Source organism: uncultured Microbulbifer sp., from assembly GCF_947489355.1.
GTDB lineage: Bacteria > Pseudomonadota > Gammaproteobacteria > Pseudomonadales > Cellvibrionaceae > Microbulbifer.
On the sequence record NZ_CANLDD010000035.1, the window covers coordinates 30,715 to 46,836 of the forward strand.

Annotated in this window: 20 protein-coding genes and 1 pseudogene; 5 read left to right on the forward strand and 16 right to left on the reverse strand. The window is 52.8% G+C overall.

The features are described 5' to 3' along the window. The first annotated feature begins 95 nt into the window (after positions 1–95). The 3 genes from Q1A48_RS13935 (at position 96) to Q1A48_RS21865 (ending at position 3,240) form a co-directional block, all read left to right on the forward strand. Entirely contained in the window at positions 96–1,856 is a 1,761-nt protein-coding gene (locus Q1A48_RS13935) for a terminase family protein (RefSeq protein WP_299945946.1), read from the forward strand. 13 nt (positions 1,857–1,869) lie between these two features. Then, positions 1,870–2,910, forward strand: a complete 1,041-nt coding sequence (locus Q1A48_RS13940; RefSeq protein WP_299945949.1) for a phage portal protein — start codon at positions 1,870–1,872, stop codon at positions 2,908–2,910. 78 nt (positions 2,911–2,988) lie between these two features. After that, positions 2,989–3,240: an ogr/Delta-like zinc finger family protein gene (locus Q1A48_RS21865; RefSeq protein WP_366523418.1), complete on the forward strand. Its 252-nt coding sequence runs from the start codon at positions 2,989–2,991 to the stop codon at positions 3,238–3,240. On the opposite strand, the gene Q1A48_RS13945 is transcribed toward Q1A48_RS21865, so the two are convergent. The 10 genes from Q1A48_RS13945 to Q1A48_RS13990 all read right to left on the reverse strand — a co-directional run bounded on the left by Q1A48_RS13945 (position 3,237) and on the right by Q1A48_RS13990 (position 10,788). Continuing rightward, positions 3,237–3,479, reverse strand: a complete 243-nt coding sequence (locus tag Q1A48_RS13945) for a hypothetical protein (protein WP_299945952.1) — start codon at positions 3,477–3,479, stop codon at positions 3,237–3,239. The genes Q1A48_RS21865 and Q1A48_RS13945 overlap by 4 nt on opposite strands. Positions 3,480–3,784: 305 nt before the next feature. Then, positions 3,785–4,654, reverse strand: coding sequence for a DNA adenine methylase (locus tag Q1A48_RS13950; protein ID WP_299945955.1), 870 nt, complete (start codon positions 4,652–4,654; stop codon positions 3,785–3,787). Between the two features lie 52 nt (positions 4,655–4,706). Next, positions 4,707–5,240 (reverse strand): hypothetical protein, encoded by a 534-nt coding sequence (locus Q1A48_RS13955; protein WP_299945958.1) that lies wholly within the window; start codon positions 5,238–5,240, stop codon positions 4,707–4,709. 82 nt (positions 5,241–5,322) lie between these two features. Then, positions 5,323–6,438: a hypothetical protein gene (locus tag Q1A48_RS13960; protein WP_299945962.1), complete on the reverse strand. Its 1,116-nt coding sequence runs from the start codon at positions 6,436–6,438 to the stop codon at positions 5,323–5,325. Then, positions 6,435–6,650, reverse strand: coding sequence for a hypothetical protein (locus Q1A48_RS13965; protein ID WP_299945965.1), 216 nt, complete (start codon positions 6,648–6,650; stop codon positions 6,435–6,437). The genes Q1A48_RS13960 and Q1A48_RS13965 overlap by 4 nt, the downstream gene beginning before the upstream one ends. A 13-nt stretch (positions 6,651–6,663) precedes the next feature. Then, on the reverse strand, positions 6,664–6,879 hold the full coding sequence (locus Q1A48_RS13970; protein WP_299945967.1) for a hypothetical protein: 216 nt from the start codon (positions 6,877–6,879) through the stop codon (positions 6,664–6,666). Then, positions 6,866–7,303 carry a hypothetical protein gene (locus Q1A48_RS13975; protein WP_299945969.1) on the reverse strand — a complete coding sequence of 146 codons (438 nt, stop codon included), beginning with the start codon at positions 7,301–7,303 and terminating at the stop codon, positions 6,866–6,868. Before Q1A48_RS13975 ends, Q1A48_RS13970 begins: the two co-directional genes overlap by 14 nt. Then, positions 7,300–7,575 (reverse strand): hypothetical protein, encoded by a 276-nt coding sequence (locus Q1A48_RS13980; RefSeq protein ID WP_299945971.1) that lies wholly within the window; start codon positions 7,573–7,575, stop codon positions 7,300–7,302. The genes Q1A48_RS13975 and Q1A48_RS13980 overlap by 4 nt, the downstream gene beginning before the upstream one ends. 256 nt (positions 7,576–7,831) lie before the next feature. Beyond that, positions 7,832–10,561 (reverse strand): toprim domain-containing protein, encoded by a 2,730-nt coding sequence (locus Q1A48_RS13985; RefSeq protein WP_299945973.1) that lies wholly within the window; start codon positions 10,559–10,561, stop codon positions 7,832–7,834. Between the two features lie 29 nt (positions 10,562–10,590). Next, complete coding sequence (locus Q1A48_RS13990; protein WP_299945976.1) at positions 10,591–10,788, reverse strand: hypothetical protein; 198 nt, start codon at positions 10,786–10,788, stop codon at positions 10,591–10,593. 203 nt (positions 10,789–10,991) lie between these two features. Between Q1A48_RS13990 and Q1A48_RS13995 the strand changes: the two genes are divergently transcribed. Together Q1A48_RS13995 and Q1A48_RS14000 are read left to right on the forward strand one after the other, a co-directional pair. Further along, entirely contained in the window at positions 10,992–11,327 is a 336-nt protein-coding gene (locus Q1A48_RS13995) for a helix-turn-helix transcriptional regulator (RefSeq protein WP_299945978.1), read from the forward strand. Further along, positions 11,314–12,357: a tyrosine-type recombinase/integrase gene (locus Q1A48_RS14000; RefSeq protein WP_299945980.1), complete on the forward strand. Its 1,044-nt coding sequence runs from the start codon at positions 11,314–11,316 to the stop codon at positions 12,355–12,357. The genes Q1A48_RS13995 and Q1A48_RS14000 overlap by 14 nt, the downstream gene beginning before the upstream one ends. A gap of 297 nt (positions 12,358–12,654) precedes the next feature. Here Q1A48_RS14000 and Q1A48_RS14005 read toward each other — a convergent pair whose 3' ends face one another. The 6 genes and pseudogenes from Q1A48_RS14005 to Q1A48_RS14030 all read right to left on the reverse strand — a co-directional run. After that, positions 12,655–12,894 carry an HNH endonuclease gene (locus tag Q1A48_RS14005; protein ID WP_299945982.1) on the reverse strand — a complete coding sequence of 80 codons (240 nt, stop codon included), beginning with the start codon at positions 12,892–12,894 and terminating at the stop codon, positions 12,655–12,657. 360 nt (positions 12,895–13,254) lie between these two features. Beyond that, on the reverse strand, positions 13,255–13,527 hold the full coding sequence (locus Q1A48_RS14010) for a hypothetical protein (protein ID WP_299945985.1): 273 nt from the start codon (positions 13,525–13,527) through the stop codon (positions 13,255–13,257). 95 nt (positions 13,528–13,622) lie between these two features. Further along, positions 13,623–13,820, reverse strand: coding sequence for a hypothetical protein (locus tag Q1A48_RS14015; protein ID WP_299945987.1), 198 nt, complete (start codon positions 13,818–13,820; stop codon positions 13,623–13,625). A 54-nt stretch (positions 13,821–13,874) separates the two neighbouring features. Then, positions 13,875–14,249 carry an ATP-binding cassette domain-containing protein gene (locus Q1A48_RS14020; RefSeq protein WP_366523419.1) on the reverse strand — a complete coding sequence of 125 codons (375 nt, stop codon included), beginning with the start codon at positions 14,247–14,249 and terminating at the stop codon, positions 13,875–13,877. Between the two features lie 261 nt (positions 14,250–14,510). Then, positions 14,511–14,876: a hypothetical protein gene (locus tag Q1A48_RS14025; RefSeq protein WP_299945990.1), complete on the reverse strand. Its 366-nt coding sequence runs from the start codon at positions 14,874–14,876 to the stop codon at positions 14,511–14,513. Between the two features lie 20 nt (positions 14,877–14,896). Continuing rightward, positions 14,897–16,122 (reverse strand): annotated as a pseudogene (locus tag Q1A48_RS14030) (hypothetical protein); the annotation flags it as partial.

The window sequence follows — 16,122 nt, forward strand, 5'->3', positions numbered from 1 at the left end:
AAAACGGGGGAAACAAACCCTTTGATTCCTGAAAATTCCTAATTTCGCGATCCAGGAATTTTTAGGAATTTTGCCCCCTCGGTAACAGCGGCGAATTGCGTACACTGCCGCCCATGACCAGTTACCCGCAAGAAATCAAGACAGCTGCGAAAATGATGTGGCTGCGCCGACTGTCCGCAAAAGAGATTGTGGAACAGCTGAACCTGAACAATGTACGGGTGGTGTACCAGTGGGCCGAGAAGGGCCAGTGGGAAACCCTGCTGCAGCATGAAACTGTGGAGCAGGCCACGGCGCGGCGCCTGATTGTGCTGGCGGAAAAGCCCAACAAATCCTCTGAGGATTACAAAGAGATTGAAAAGCTCGGCAATCTGCTCGACAAATTGGCCGGCATCGATCTGAAAAAAGCGCGCAGCGCCAGGGAAAAGGCCGCAGGCAATCGTGGTGAAAGTGGTGGCAAGCACAAAAAACGCAAACTCAAAAACGATATCAGCGAGATCACACCGGAGCAACTGGAGGAAATCCGCAAGGAACTCTTCTTTGAATACCAGCACCGCTGGCATGCCAACAAAAACCAGCGCACCCGCTTTATCCTCAAAAGCCGCCAGATCGGCGCCACCTATTATTTTGCCTGGGAGGCGTTCGAGGACGCGATTGTCAGTGGCGACAACCAGGTATTCCTGTCCGCCAGCCGCAGCCAGGCGGAGATTTTCAAAGCCTACATTCTCCGCTTCGCCAGCCAATACTTCGGGATTGAATTAAAGGGCGCGGACTTTATCGCCCTGTCCAATGGTGCCGAACTGCGCTTTGTCTCCACCAATGGCCGCACCGCCCAGGGCTACCACGGTCACCTGTATATTGACGAGGTGTTCTGGATACCGGATTTCCAGCGTCTGGACGATGCAGTTTCGGGTATGGCGTCCCATAAAAAGTGGCGGCGGACCTATTTCTCGGTGCCGTCCATGAAAACCCATGGTGCCTACCCATTTTGGAGCGGCGAGCGCTACGCCAAAAAGCGCAAGGGAAAAATCGCCTTCGACCTCAGCCATGCCACACTCAAGTATGGGCAACTGGGACCGGACAAGGTATGGCGCAATATCATCACCGTAACGGATGCCGAGGAGCAGGGCTGCAACCTGTTCGATATCGACGAGTTGCGGGATGAGGCCAGCAGCGAAGCCGCCTTTAACAATAAATATCTGTGCCGGTTTCTGGAGGCCGGGCTATCGGTTTTCAATCTCAACGATCTGCTCGCCGCGGCAGTGGACACCCATGAGGTCTGGGCAGATTTTAAAATTCGACAGGAACGCCCCTACGGCAACCACCCGGTTTGGATCGGTTACGACCCCTCCCGCAGTGGCGACGGCGCCGCCATTGTGGTGGTGGCACCGCCGCTCAAGGAGGGAGACAAATTCCGGGTATTGGAAAAAATTGTCCTGCGCAACCGCGCCTGGCAGTACCAGGCCAACCGGATACGGGAACTGACAGAAAAATACAATGTGCAGTTTATCGGTATCGACTGCACCGGTCCCGGTCACGGTGTGTTCGAGATGGTACAGAATTTCTTTCGCCGCGCCACACCCATTCACTACGGTCTGGAAACCAAAACCGCCCTGGTACTCAAGACCCAGGATGTGATCGAAAGCCAGCGTATCCAGTGGGACGCCGAACACACGGATATTCCCCAGGCGTTTTTGCAGATCCACCAGACCACCACCGGCAAGGACCAGATCACCTATGCCGCCAACCGCACCAGCACCACCGGCCATGCCGATGTGGCCTGGGCGGTGATGCACGCGCTCAGCAACGAACCCCTGAACCGCAACCGGCGCAAGTCTACTTGGGCCTTCGCCGCTTAACCGGATCCCTGCCATGAGCAAACGCAAACGCAGATACCACCGCAAGACGAAGACGGCACAGCCAGCGGCACACGGCGGCAACAGCTCCAGGGTCTTCAATTTTGGCGATCCCGAGCCGGTGCTGGATAATAATCTTGCCGATTACCTGGGCACCTTTCTGGAACCCCACGGCGACTATTATGTGCCGCCGGTGTCCCTGAGCGGGCTGATGAAACTACTTGGCGCCAGCGCCTACCACGGCACCATTCCCTATTTTAAGCGCAATATGTTGCGCAAGTGGTATATCGCCAGCGACGTTCTCCCGCCTGAAGACCTGGCCAATGCCGGCTTTGATCACGCGGTATTCGGGCACTGCTATTTCAAGAAAATTCTCAACCCCTTTGGCCAGGTACTGCGCCTGCAGCACCTGCCCGCACTGAATATGCGCCGCCGCAAAGAAGCGGACCGCTACTGCTTGCTGCAACCCAACGGCGACAACCCGGTGCTGTTCGCCCTTGGGGAAGTGATCCAGCTCAGGGAGTACGACCCCAAGCAACAGATCTATGGCAGGCCCCAGTATCTCGGCGGTGTACAGGCAGTGTTACTGAATGAAGACAGCACCCTGTTCCGACGCAAGTATTACCGCAACGGCGCCCATATGGGCTATGTCTTCTACACAGCCGATAAAAACCTGAGTGAAGAAGACGAAAAGCTGATCAAGGAACAGGTGCGCCAGAGCAAGGGAGCGGGCAATTTCCGCTCCCTGTTTGTGAATATTCCAGATGGCAGGGAAAAGTCGGTGCAGATTATCCCGGTGGGGGATATTGCGACGAGAGATGAATTCGAGCGGGTCAAGAATTTAAGCCGCAACGATGTGATCAGTATGTGGCGCATCCAGCCCGTACTGGCCGGTGTGATGCCGGAAAACGTGGGCGGCTTCGGCGATATCGAAAAGATCAGCCGCGTCTACTACGAAAACGAGGTGGTGCCGATGCAGGATGTGTTTCTGGCCTTGAATGCACACTTACCCCAGGGGCGCAGGATTCAATTTTCAAAGCCGGAATTTAAGCAATAAATGAGCACTCGGAAGATATATTTTTTAGACCAATGTTATATAATGGAAGATAGAGTTCACAGGGCCAGATCTCCCGACATGCTGATAACCTGTATTAAATGTGAGTCCAGAGCAGTTATCACCAGTAGCAACAGGATAGATCCCAAACTCACCCAGTTATATTGCGCCTGCAAAAACAAAGACTGCGGCCACACCTTTGTGTGTGACCTCAGTTTCTGCCATACCATCAGCCCGCCCAAAAGTGATCAGTACACAGCGCTCAAGGGCTTGATCATGACACTGCCAGAAAAGGACCGCCTGACTCTGTTGGAGTCGGTAAAAAATCACTAGATATTCTTAACATACCAGTCTGTGACTGGTTTCATTTCCTTGTCTATGCGCCGTTCTATACGATACAGTTTCTCGTTAATCAGCTGTAAGAATGCTGCACTTGATTTCTTCGGAGAGTCAAGATTTAGAGAGGCAAGAGCAAGCCGTACAGTCGATACTTCGTCAATCAAATCTGTTCGACACAAATCCAACTGCTCAGCCTGAGATGCCGAAATAGAAATTACAGAAAAGTTATCCATGGCGTTATTCTCCAGTTTCCTGTTAGAGAATTATTCTGACTTACAAGCAAATCCTAACGGATAACAATTTACCAAATGATTTTTGATTTGCAACCAAATTTTTAGTTTCTAGTTCTTGAAAAAGCAACAAATAGTCTTTGACCTCAATATTTTTGAAAAATTTTAACCATCAAAAAAAATCTTACGCTTACCTCAGCCAGTGTAATTGGAATTATCCTCAAGCTCACGCGCTTTTTCAGGGGACCACCCGAGTGGTTCCTACGCAACGCTGGTCGCTTCGATACCACTACACACGCTGCCGTATCTCACAAACCACCCCCGACTAAATCGAGTCCCTGCTGTTTCTGTCTCGCTTCACAGGCCGGACTTAGCCACAGCACTTCCGTGCGCCTTACACTGCCGCGTCCACCACTCGCTGCGACTTGTTTGGTGTACATACGCCAATCTGGTAATGCCTCTTGATACAGATCCGAGTCGTAGCCATTCAGCACCACCATGCCAGCTAAGTTGCACAGAGCTGAGAGCAGTTCCCTGTGGTCATCTCTTGTCATTTCGTGTCGATAGCAGGCGCCATAGCCCATCTTCCTCGTTTCGTGCAGGTATGGTGGATCCACAAAGTGGAGGGAATCGTTACTGTCATGCTGCTCCAGTATTTCGATTGCCGGGCGGTTCTCGATCAACACCCCCTGCAAGCGGTCGAGGACTCCCACCAAATTGTCGGGATACCGTGACCACACCTGCATTGCGGTAGAGTAACGACGACGGGTGTCTATGCGAAATCCGGTACTGTTTTTGGTGGCGCCTGCACTGCCAAATCCGAGATGAGCGCGGATCACAGTGCGCCGGGCGCGTTCTACGGGATCCGTTGTCTCTTCCCAGGACAATTCAAACTCGGACCTGGCGTAGGGCGTAAGCACCAGCAGTTCGCGCAGACGGGCATTGCTATCGGGCTGCTGAAGTACGCGGAAGAGGTTGGCTATGTCTTCGTCCAAGTCGTTGTATACCTCGCCGTGGCTGCGTACCTTGCGCATCAGAACCCCTGCCGCTCCCCCGTAAGCCTCAGTATAAAGCTGGTGCGGTGGGAAGAATCCTACGATCCAGGGGGCGAGGCGAAATTTTCCCCCGTGGTAGCGGATCACTGGTGCCCGCACTGTTGATTTAAAAATTTCGCTCATGTGCGTTACTCCCTTTAATAGGTGCCGGCCTTTCACCGGCTCGGGGCTTTTCTTACTTGGATGGTTCGCTAAACGCCGGCATGGCTTGCTGTAAAACCCAGGCTTCGGATTGAGTGACGTTTGCAGCGACTGCTTTATGTCCGCAGCCTTCAGGGGAACGGAGGGCGGCAACCAGCTTGGGCAGCATGTATTCCAACAGGGGATTGTCGAATCTTGCTTTTAGAGCATGGGTAAGACGTGCCCAGTGATCAATGTCTTCTTCCAGGTGTCTGGAGACGTATTTGATAACAGCTTGGGCTCCGATAAACTCTCGCGCGTCTTTGGGGGACAGCAGGCGGTAGGCCACGATGTCTTTTTCATGGTCGTCGTGATCCCAATCCCCGAGGGGCAGGTCAAACGAGTCACCAGCAAACGCAAACAGTTCTTTACCTTCGCGCAGGCGAATAGCGATTGGGGTATCTGCTTCAATCCCTGCCGGAAGATCACCAGTCTCGTTTCCTGCAAATTTTGTCCATTCGGGGGTTTCAGGCTGTACTGGTTTCTGGGTAGTAACGGGAGGTTGGGTGCTTTCTAGTTGGATTTCCATAGTCAGATCCTTTTAAAAATGGGCTCGATACCTGCAGCCCTGGTAGTTACTGCTGGATGAATGCGCCGAAGCGCGAGAAAAATTATTCAAGATTGCTACCGTTCAATTGCGCGCCTTTCCCCTGGATCGCTACCAATGCGTAGCCGCGCCCCTTGCGTATCAACTCACCACTGGTCAGCAGGGAATCGAACACGGGCTTGACCACCAGATTGCCACCGCGTACTGCTCGGTTGATCTTGCGCAGCACCGGTTGCCGGCCGAACTCACCGAGCCGGATACGGGCGGCGAGTTCCACCTGTTGAGGGTTAAGCCTAGAATTGTTTTTGGCGTTATCTACAACCGTTTTTTTCTGGTCAACAGTGACTGCTGAACGTTCAGCGGTCTGGGCTAAACGTTTAGAAGTTGGGGTTGAACGTTCAACGGTTTGAGCTGAACGTTTAGAAATTGAGCCTGAACGTTCAACGGTCTGGCATGAACGTTTAAGGGTTGGGGTTGAACGTTCAGCGCTGGGAGCTAAACGTTCAATTCGGGCGCTGAATATTCCTGAACAATTAAACGCAAGCAGTGCAACCAGACCAACCACATCCGTCACAATGGCCAAAGCCAGCAGGCCGCCCTGTTGCAGCGTTGCGGGATTGATATGGATCAGCGCCGCAAGATTGGCAAAGGCGGCCTGGGCGCTGTCTGTGGCCGGCACACGCAGGGTGTTGAGCTGGGCCAGCACTTGGTTGCGCTGCTGTTCCAGTTCGGCCAACCGTTCAACCGTTTTCAACGCCCGCTGCCGATAACCGTTCTTTGCGTCGGTTTTGATGACACCGTTTAGGCTTGTGATTTGCTGCTCAATACTGGCGAGCTTCTGTTTAAACGTTTGGTATTCCAGGCTGCCGCGAACGTTCAACTGTTGCTGCTGGGTTGTATGGCCGGCCAAAAACCCCACCGTGGCCGCGATACTGATCACCACCAGCAACGGCCAGAGCAGCAGCAAGGCGTAGCCCACCGGGCGCCCCTGGGCGCGCAGCCACAATCCGAAAGGCGCGAATGCGAACTTGCACAGCTCCAGGGCACAGGCGGTTAATCCCGCCACCAGTTGTCCAGCCCCCGCGGCGGGAATTGAGATCCACAGGCCCACGGAAAACACCAGCGAGGTACCGCAGAAAATCAGTGCCGCCAGGCCAATCACATAACGCCAGAATTTCATCCCACCGCCTCCCCATTCAGGGGCCGATAACTGTTACCAGCTTTTACAAACAGGCAAACGTCGGCAAGGCGGTACTGATCGCCGTTCCCCTTGACGCGGTAGCAATCCGTGGTGTTGAGGATTTTCACCGGGAACGGCAAGGCCCGCTGAGGCGGGTTCTGGTAAAAGTATCTGGAGTCTTCGCGGATGGCCGCATACAGTTGAGTGCTCATGGTGGTGCCTCCATTAATGCAGCGTCGGCTGCACCGGCTCTACGAGTTGCATCATCGCGCTAGTAAATCTTGCCAGTTGGAAGTCAATCTGGCGGCGTTCCTGTGCCTCCCGTAGGGACAATTTGCCCAGTTCTCCCAGCATCTCCAGCTCTTTGCGGCGGCGGACCCAGGCGCGGACCTTGTCGGCCATCTCTGGAAAAAGGGTGATATGGATATCAAGCGCGCACATGACCACCTCCGAGCAGTTCCCGGTTCAGGGTTTGCAGTTGGCTCACACGCTCCTCGTGCTCCAGAAAAATTGCCTGCGCGGCGCGCAGCTCGCGCATGGCCTCTTCCTGAACCACCGTGGTGGTAGCAGGACAGGCGATGCGCTCGCGGCACAAGGCCAGCGCCAGGCGAATCTGCCGGACCTGGGCCAAATCCAGTACAACAATCTCATTTCCCATTGGGTGTCCCTCCAGTGGTGAAAATGCCCGCGGACTTTGCCCGCGGTGGGTGTAGGCGGCCTCGCGGGCGAGACAACCGAAAAGCACTTCGTCACAGACCAGCGCACTCCAGCTGGAGGCGCGATGCACGGCAGCGTTGTTGAGCCAGGCGTGATAGACCTGCATTTCGCTCACGCAGTGGAAAAGCCGCAGCCGGTACTGGTTCATGGGTGCGCACTCTCCCTGCGCTGTTCCTTGAATTGCTCGCGCAACCGGTTAAGGCGTGCGCGCATATCCCCGCGCAGGGCGACTGGCTGTTTGCTGAGCCACTCCAATATCTGGGCGCGGGTACGGGTGCTGAGCAAATGCCAAGCCAGACAGTTGCGGCGGTGGGCTTCGCTGCTGGGATCTTGCGGATCCCGGATAAGGAGGGGGGTGTCGGAAAGACTGAACTGAGCGAACCCACCCTTGAGTGCTGTACAAAAAACTCGATTTTTCATGCACTTAACGCCTGTTTTCCGGTGCGGTTATAAAACGCACCAGACTGAACCGAAAACTGAACCAATTGATTTACAAGCATTTTTTAAAAGTAAAAAGTTCAGTTTTGTTTTTCCTGTTTACTGAACCTGGTGCATTCCCGGTTCACCCCAGGTGCGTTTGGCCCCATTCTCTGAAACCCTTGCCCCGTGTGGCTTTCCGGCCAGTTACTACTATTGGTGCGCTCGGTTCAGTCTTTCCGATACCCCCCTCCGTTTTTCAAGCGCCCCCCGTTTTGGCGTCTGGATTCCCAAAAACCCAACAAAAGCGGGTGCGGTCATCGTCGATTGCGGACTTGACGTTTTTGCAGCTGAGAAACTTGCGGCGGTGGCTGTTTGGCAGCAGTTTTTTCAGGTTGTTGATATCGGGGTGATCCACCTTGGCCAGTTCGCACTCGCGTTTGTAATGAATCAAATGGACGGCAATTTTCGTGGGATCTTTGCTGTGGTTGAGGGTTTGTGCCTCCACTTTGCCGCTGTGATCGGTGTATATGGACGGGGCCTGTGGATCATCCACCAAGCGCACATTGAGGTAGTCGTAGATTTCCCAGAATTTCTGCACTTCCGGGTGATCGGCACTGAGCCGGCCCTGGCGATTGACCGCGCGCAGGTAGACATAGTGTTGGATGTCTTTAACCGTGGCCTCACTCAACGCGGGAAACACCAGGGGCAGGACACCAACCATGGCGGATACCATGGCGTGGTTCTTGACCACACGCTGGTCGTGTATCTCGCCGCGGTGGGCATACTCCGCATCCAGTGTTGGGTAATCACCGAGGATTTTTTTCAGAATGGCTTTTTCTCTGTGCAGCACAGCCGGTAGAAACCCGCTGGCCTCCTCTACGGGCACACGTTCAAAACGTTGTGCGAGCAGTTTTGTGGCCGGTGAAAAATGGTCTTTGGTGGCATGGCAGTGGACAATTCGCGAGAGCAGCGCGGGACTGCCGTCTACGGTGTCATTCTGAGCGATCACAATGGAGCCTCTAAACGGTGGCTCGATGGTGTCGTTGCTGTTGTTACGCGCACCGGTACCGCGGGGTGAGCGCCCATTATAGGCGGTCTTCAGCTCTTCAAAGTCGAAGGCGCCCTTCTTGGCCTTGTCATTGCGGTCCGATTCGATCAGCACCAGGGGCAGATTGGAGACCTGCACAAAGTTGCGTGTGCGGTTGGAAAAAGTGGCCTTGCCGGGGTCGAACCCTTCGTAATCATCGCGGCCGCAGAGTTTCCATAGGAATTCGATCACCGTGGATTTACCGGCGCCGTGCTCACCGGTGAGTTCCAAAAACGGGAAGGCTTTCAGCTCTATACGGATTTGCTCGGCAAACAGGGAGCCCAACCAGAATGCCAAAGCCACCATGCCCGGGTTAGAAAACACCGCGTGAAAGTCCCCGATCCAGGCGGGGGCGAAATCGGTATTGTGGTAGTGCTTAAAACTCTTGAAGCTGGTTTTGATACGCTGTTTGCCGGCAGTGAAATAGCCCTGGCGGTTGCGCTTCAGTTTACGACCATTGTGAAAGGCGAAGTCCTGAAAGACATACACTTGGCAGCGTTTCTCATAGCCCAGGAAATTGATGGTTTCCACGGTTTTGACACCACCGTCAAACCAGCGGTCTCTCAATAGTTTTAACTGGTGCTCGCTGCCGTCGAAAGTGGAGCCGGGGGCCTGATTTAACAGAGCCTTGTTAAAGGATTTGGGACTTTCCAGGTGGGAACCGGTAAAGGCGACCTGCAGCCCTATACCACGGGGTACGGCAATATTGAAATAGTAGGCAACCTCACGGGTTTCTTTATTGATTTCACAGTAGAGGAACCTGGGCAGGCAGTTGCTGATACTGGTGGTGTTTAGGCTGCGGTCGAACAGCTCGCGGCCACGCTCGGTGGCCAGGGCATCCTCAATGGTTTTAACTGCCGGCTTTTCCTTGTCACCCTCCTCAATGTCATCCTGGTTGAGCTGTTCGCTCACTTCGCTGAGATACCGGCTCAGGGCCTCTTCCACCTCAACCGAGTACAGGCGGTTGTCAAACTCCAACACCGTATAGCTGCGGCGTTTTCTGCAGTACCAGTGGTAGGCTTTTTCTTCGATGCTTTTGGCGGTAAACAAGCGCCCGCGATACAGGCACTCTTCAATAAAGGATGGCGTGATCCTGTCGAGGCGGTAGAGATCGTCCCAATCCTCGGAACCCCTCACCAGGCAGGTATCCACCTGCTCCCCCTTATCCTGCAGCTGCTCAAAGTACCGGCCCATGCGCTCCCCGGCGGGATCGTTGTCATAGGCCAGACGCCAGGTGATGTCCTGCTGCTTGTGGGCCTCGATTACTTGCCAGGGAAGATTGTTGCTGCTGAAAGCGGCAACGACTTTAAACCCGCACAGCCACAGTGCAATTGCGTGGAAAATCCCTTCGACGATATACACCACATCACTTTTTTCCAGCACCTGGCCGGGCGGCTGCCACGATTTACCGTCCGCGTAACGAAACCCCGTTTTAAAGAAGGCTTTCTCACCCAGAGATCGTTCATCGTTTTTATTGATGATCCGTTCCCAGTAGTAGCCACCGTCGAGATGGAAACGCACGGTAGGGGCGTAGCCGCCCCCCGGTAGCAGCCGCGCTCCCTGCTCGAACCAATCACCAATTTTGCTTAACGAAAACTGGCGTACATGACCCATATAGGCCCGTGCTGTGGCATTCGGATCTTCTGGTGTAGCCGGGTAGCGTTTGGAGAAGTTCTCGAAGATATCCGGGTATATGTCCCGTACCGGCTCCTCATAGCCACAATTATTTTTGTGGTTACAGCGGACCACTATGGGACTTTCAACACTGATCCAGGCGGAGCGCTTACCACACTGTGGGCAGCGCCCCTGCTGAAAGTGCCTCTCCTGGCGCTTGAACTGAAAGGAGTGATCCCCCTCAAGCGCCGCCACCACATCCCGGTTGATCTGGGTGTAGTCCATTGTCTGCACCCTAGTTGTGGCTTGACTTGTCATTCCTTTTCTTCCAGACAACGCTGGGCCAGCTTGATTACATTAATCAGCTTGTACCGGCCTACCTTCACTGTGGGGTAGTACCCCCTCTGCACTTGACGCCGGATAGTTGGCAGGGTTAGCCCGGTATCAATAGCAAACTGTTCCATGGATGCTACGGGTGACTTGAGGGGTGGTGGATCTAGTTTTGCGGCCATTTTTTGCACTCCATTACTCTTGATGACGTTGCGATGGTACGTTTTAAAAACTTATTGGAAAATTATTTAAACACATATTTACGTTAAATCAATTTATAAGGCGTGATATTCATCTGTTATGTGTTAAATAAGCGTTTTCTCTTGTAATTTTTGTGTGCAATGGGCTAAATTTCGCGCGCAAACAGCGATAGAGGAGTGCAAAGGTGAAGGAATCAACGGAAGACAGTGCCGGAGGGCGGCTGAGAATCATCCGTGAGACACTAGGATTCACTCAGTCGGAATTCGCCGAAAAACTAGGACTCAAGTTCCACCAGGTTCAGAATATCGAGTACGGTCGGCACAGGATTACCGAGGAAGTATTTGCATCCATCGGTAAGGCTATTCCGGAGCTGCTACCGTGGGTGGTCTATGGCGGCCTAACCAAGATTGAGGCTGTACGGGACAGCGAGAAACCTCTGTGCAAGCTGATAGCTGCACGAATCGATATCGGTTTATCTACTCCAGCATTCCTAGAGCCACCGAACAATGGCGATAAATAAACTTGAAAGTGGCCGATGGCAGGCCAATTGTCGACCCCTGGGACGCGACAGCAAACGGGTACGCCGCACATTCGATACCAAGTCAGAAGCTGTACGTTGGGAGCGTTCCCAACTTGCCGCTGCCGACAAAGGAGAATGGTCACCGCCTCAACGAGATAGAAGGCAGCTAAGCGAGCTGGTGAGAACCTGGTACAAATTGCACGGACATACCCTAAAAGGGGGTAAAGAGCGACAAGACTACTTACTAGCTTTGTGTCAAATGATGGGTGATCCCATTGCTCACAGGGTCACTTCTGAGTTCTACACCGAATTCCGCAGAAAGCGCATGGCTGGCGGGCTTGAAACAACGCCGGGAATAAACGGGGGAAAACGAAAATCTCGGCCATGCACGGAAAACACCTGCAACCATGATCTGAGCTATTTCAAATCCATGTTTAACGAGTTGATCCGCCTAGAGAACTGGCGCAAAGAAAACCCCTTGGCGAAAATACGCCCTCTCAAGTTCGACCAGGCACAATTGTCTTTCCTCAGCCTGGACCAAATCAAGAAGCTACTATCGACACTGGCAAAGAGCCGGTCTAAGCATGTGCTCCAGGTAGCCAATATTTGCCTCGCCACTGGTGCTCGATGGGGAGAAGCCGAAGGACTGCGCAGTGAGCAGATACGGAACTGCCGGATCACCTATGCAGGTACCAAGAGCGGCAAAACTCGAACGGTACCAATCTCCAAGGAACTGGAAGACAAGATATTTGCTGAAAACCCTCACACAGGCCCCCTATTTCAGGACTGTTATAGTTCCTTTGTCCGTGGACTGGAAAAGAGCAGTATTATTCTGCCCCGAGGGCAGTGTACCCATGTACTCCGGCATACCTTCGCCAGCCATTTCGTAATGAATGGCGGCAACCTGCTGACGCTAAAAGAGATACTAGGCCATGTTGACATTAAGATGACTATGCGTTATGCGCACTTGGCACCCGAACACCTAGAAGATGCCGTCACACGGAATCCCCTGGCGCACATGAAGAACTAACCAAGGTGTCCACAAAGTGTCCACATGGAACAAAACTATAGGAGTCTATTGGTAATAGAAAACTAGATTTCATGCGGGCTTCCGGCACATTAGCGACCTTTATACCCCCTTGTGGCTGGACTACGAACCAGGCGGTCGGAGGTTCGAATCCTCCCGAGCGCGCCATATAGATCAAGGGCTTACGTCAATCGGCGTAAGCCCTTTTTTGTTGTTGCCAAAAAATAATGCCAAAAATAACAGATCAACCTTGGCATTCTGGCCATCCCAGCCTCTATTAGCCAATCTATTCCTATCTTTTTATTCCTTCACCCGCGCCAAAATCTGTGTAGATTCCTGCTCCGAAAAGCGCAGCCCATACTTCTCAACAATTGCCATAAACCGCTTAACATAGATGGCCTGCACTGGCTCATAGGGTGGCATCCACTTATCAAGGCCTTTGTCCCCTTTACTCTGGTTCCGGCCATCATCAACCAGCCATAGGTTCTCAGGGTCTTCTGCAAACTGCCTCTGGGGACCAGCACCGTTCTGGCCATACACATAATTGCCCACGCCGGCTTTATAGGTGATATTGCCGATGGCGTTGTAGCGCAGGGTCTGAGCTTCTCGGCCAGCCAGCTGGGCGCTGGTGAGGCGGTTTAATTCGTCATAGACAAAGTCTTCGCGCAGGCTTTTATCACCGCTTTGCTCCTCACGGCTTTTAAGGTTGCCAAGATCGTCCCAGTCATAGGTGAGTGATCATACACTCAAAATCAGGTAGCCAAATTCACTATGCCACTACATTTGGTGACCGGGCGCCTCTACTTGCTCTTGGTCTATTGTTCAACCGATCCATGACAAATTGAGTCTGCTCAGCTGTGAGCTTACTGAATCCAAAAATATGCCAATTCCTGAATTTATCTATATCTTACTTATAGGCAGGAATCGGGCATCAAATTCCTCTAAGAAAAATGCTCTCAATGCAAGCATGAACAATACAACGATAGCAAGCCCTAAAAAATCTCTTTCTACTAATATTGATATCATTAGAGCCAAACTAATGCTAACCAACCCAGAATGCAAAGCTCCAATTAAAACAGCTGCACCACAAGATGAACAAAATGTTCCTTTTTTTAACTCAGCTATATTGATTGTATTTTTTTTACACTCTGGGCACTGTCTGTAAGTTTTCATAAAAACACCATTCAAGCGCATAGCACAAACCAGGCTGAATATCTACAACCTGGCTGTAAATATCATACTATTTCAAAGAATGATAGACTTGACCATTAAGGCATTTCAAAAACTTTCTCATGAGCCCCTACTGCAGCTCTAAAAGTTCCATAAGCCAAAGAGCCACTACTGAGTGCATGTTTTGCGAGTTGACTTGATAGAAATCTTGAGCCAACTGAAACGGCGACAGGCAAGAATACATTAACCCATCCTCCGTTTATCTGCTCAACCTCATTCATAGTAAGTTCTTTCATTTTATTGTCTCATTAAGTTAAATATTATGCCAACACATTGTCAGCTAGATTTATCTACCTCCCTGTAGATTTGACTGTTTCCGGTCTATGAGCAACCAATACCCGAGTAATGGCGAGTTGTTGAATATGTTGGTTAACCAGCGATTCATTCGCCATATCCAGATGACTGGTTGCTTCGTCCATGAACAGGATGCAAGGTGCGCGATATAAGGTGCAGGTCATCACAATTCTTTGCTTTTGCCCTCCACTAAGGCTGGTGCCCATATGACCAGCACTGACAAAACCCACAGAGCGCACAGGCAACAGTAATTGTGCTGTAAGTGCGTGATCTTCTGGCACAAGGGATAAAACCGGGCTATCAGTTTGTGCCTGCTGGCCCTCGACCGCCTGCAGATTACTAACAACTCCCGCTTGGGAAGTCTTAATGATCTAGGCACGCTGATTATGTTACGGCGCACTTTTTATCATTTCATCCGTCATACTTCAACGAAATGGAATTACAAGCTATTATGGCGGTTGCTCAAAGAAATGAGCATTTGTATGGGGTGGGTGCAAGCTTGATTCAGCGGGCTGCGCTGAGTCAGTTTATTCCGGTGTTCATTTTTGAACTCAGCTCTTTCCGGTCGCCGTAAATCCTTCAAACTAGCCGCCAGTTGGTTACTTCTTTCAGGCGTTCATACAGGAGCCCTTTCACTCCCCAATCACCACCCGCAGGTTCACTGTGCGCTGGATACACTCCATGCGCCAGGCCCCTTTGTTGACCTCTTCATTCTCCGTGCCCTCGGCCACAGCGGAAGCTTGCAGGGTTTCCACCTTGCCCGGTGTTTGCCAGGGGGTGCCGGCAGCATTGCTGCGCAGCTGGTTATCCGTGGTGACGAAGGCACCGAACATCTTGTAGGCAAACTGGTCGGGACTGCCGTCCTGGTCCAGATCAATTGGATTGCGTACCTGCGAGATGCGCACAATATCACCGACATAGATGCCGCTGGTCAGTTCGTAAAAGTGTTCGCCTTCTCCGGCATTGCTGATGCCAGTGGCTTGAATGTATTCAATCATGTTGCTTCCTTAATTAGCTATTAGGGCTTGTGGGCTCCGTTGTGGGTAATAACCCGGTGCGCTCTGTCCACACCGGCGGCATAGCTGATATTACCCACGCTGATCTTGTACACGGTGCGCAGGCCGGCACATTCGACCCGCTCGACGATTTCCCAGGTGAGCGGTTCCTCTTTATGCAGCACACCCAGTGTCACCCCCTGGCAATGCTGGGCTTCGTACACTGTGCCGCGTGGATCAGTCACCGGGGTTTCACAGCTGCAAATCACCTGGGCACCGCTTGCCATGGTGAGCAGTACACAAGGCACTTCGTCCTGGGGTTTTACTGCCTGAATCGCGCCCAGATGGGTATCGCTGTCACCAATATCCCAGCAGTCGATCAGATCTCCCGCTTTGCAGTGATCCGCCTGCAGCTTTTCTGTCAACCAGGTGCCGGCAGCCACGCACCAGGGATCGTCCGGCACGGTGCCGCCACCGCCATTGGCAGGTGTCCGGATGGTGCCGACCGAGCGGCGCCAGGTACCGGCGGTCTGCTGGGAATAGATGGTGGTGGCCTTGTAGGTGACGGCTCCGCCTTTGGGGCCTGGATCATCGCAATAGACATAGTATTTTCGGCTGAACGACAAGCCACTAATACTGCCGGCGTTATAGTTCACCAAACCAAAATCAAACTGCACCGAGTGGGCGGCAATGTTGATCCTGGCAGTGCTACCAGCATCCACAGCGGAGAGTGCGGAGCTGGTGGGCAGGCTGGCGATACCGGACTGGATCAACGGCAGGTTGCGCTGGTCCTGCACTTCCACTACGTCGATCTTGACGTAGTCGATCAGCATTGAGCCCTCTTTGTTGGAGTAATTCCCACGAAACATCGGGGCCATAAAACGCACATTGGCCTGCAGTTTGGCGGGGTTGCCGATATGGTTACCTTCGCGAGCGACACTGTACTCGGCATTACCGCTGGCATTGCCCTTTACATAGGCCACCAGCCTTTGCCAATACTCCCCCACCAGGTTCAGGTTTTGCGCAAGCACATAGTGTTGGCTGCCGGTGCTGTTCGCTCCGCTGGCATTGCAATAATTACCATTGGCATCGAAGCCGGCCAGACCCGCGTAGAGGGTCCGGGTGGTGTCGCTATGATTGTAGAAATAAACACGGGCTTCAATCCGATACAATTTATCGGGATCAAAGGGCACCTTATCCCGGTGGTGCATTACCACATAGTCGTTAAGGCGGGCCGCACCGCCACCGA

Coding starts and splice junctions, on each gene's coding strand:
- Q1A48_RS13940 (WP_299945949.1), top strand. CDS start 1,870: ATGAGCAAACGCAAACGCAGATACCACCGCAAGACGAAGACGGCACAG.
- Q1A48_RS21865 (WP_366523418.1), top strand. CDS start 2,989: ATGCTGATAACCTGTATTAAATGTGAGTCCAGAGCAGTTATCACCAGT.
- Q1A48_RS13945 (WP_299945952.1), bottom strand. CDS start 3,479: ATGGATAACTTTTCTGTAATTTCTATTTCGGCATCTCAGGCTGAGCAG.
- Q1A48_RS13950 (WP_299945955.1), bottom strand. CDS start 4,654: ATGAGCGAAATTTTTAAATCAACAGTGCGGGCACCAGTGATCCGCTAC.
- Q1A48_RS13955 (WP_299945958.1), bottom strand. CDS start 5,240: ATGGAAATCCAACTAGAAAGCACCCAACCTCCCGTTACTACCCAGAAA.
- Q1A48_RS13960 (WP_299945962.1), bottom strand. CDS start 6,438: ATGAAATTCTGGCGTTATGTGATTGGCCTGGCGGCACTGATTTTCTGC.
- Q1A48_RS13965 (WP_299945965.1), bottom strand. CDS start 6,650: ATGAGCACTCAACTGTATGCGGCCATCCGCGAAGACTCCAGATACTTT.
- Q1A48_RS13970 (WP_299945967.1), bottom strand. CDS start 6,879: ATGTGCGCGCTTGATATCCATATCACCCTTTTTCCAGAGATGGCCGAC.
- Q1A48_RS13975 (WP_299945969.1), bottom strand. CDS start 7,303: ATGAACCAGTACCGGCTGCGGCTTTTCCACTGCGTGAGCGAAATGCAG.
- Q1A48_RS13980 (WP_299945971.1), bottom strand. CDS start 7,575: ATGAAAAATCGAGTTTTTTGTACAGCACTCAAGGGTGGGTTCGCTCAG.
- Q1A48_RS13985 (WP_299945973.1), bottom strand. CDS start 10,561: ATGGACTACACCCAGATCAACCGGGATGTGGTGGCGGCGCTTGAGGGG.
- Q1A48_RS13990 (WP_299945976.1), bottom strand. CDS start 10,788: ATGGCCGCAAAACTAGATCCACCACCCCTCAAGTCACCCGTAGCATCC.
- Q1A48_RS14000 (WP_299945980.1), top strand. CDS start 11,314: ATGGCGATAAATAAACTTGAAAGTGGCCGATGGCAGGCCAATTGTCGA.
- Q1A48_RS14010 (WP_299945985.1), bottom strand. CDS start 13,527: ATGAAAACTTACAGACAGTGCCCAGAGTGTAAAAAAAATACAATCAAT.
- Q1A48_RS14015 (WP_299945987.1), bottom strand. CDS start 13,820: ATGAAAGAACTTACTATGAATGAGGTTGAGCAGATAAACGGAGGATGG.
- Q1A48_RS14025 (WP_299945990.1), bottom strand. CDS start 14,876: ATGATTGAATACATTCAAGCCACTGGCATCAGCAATGCCGGAGAAGGC.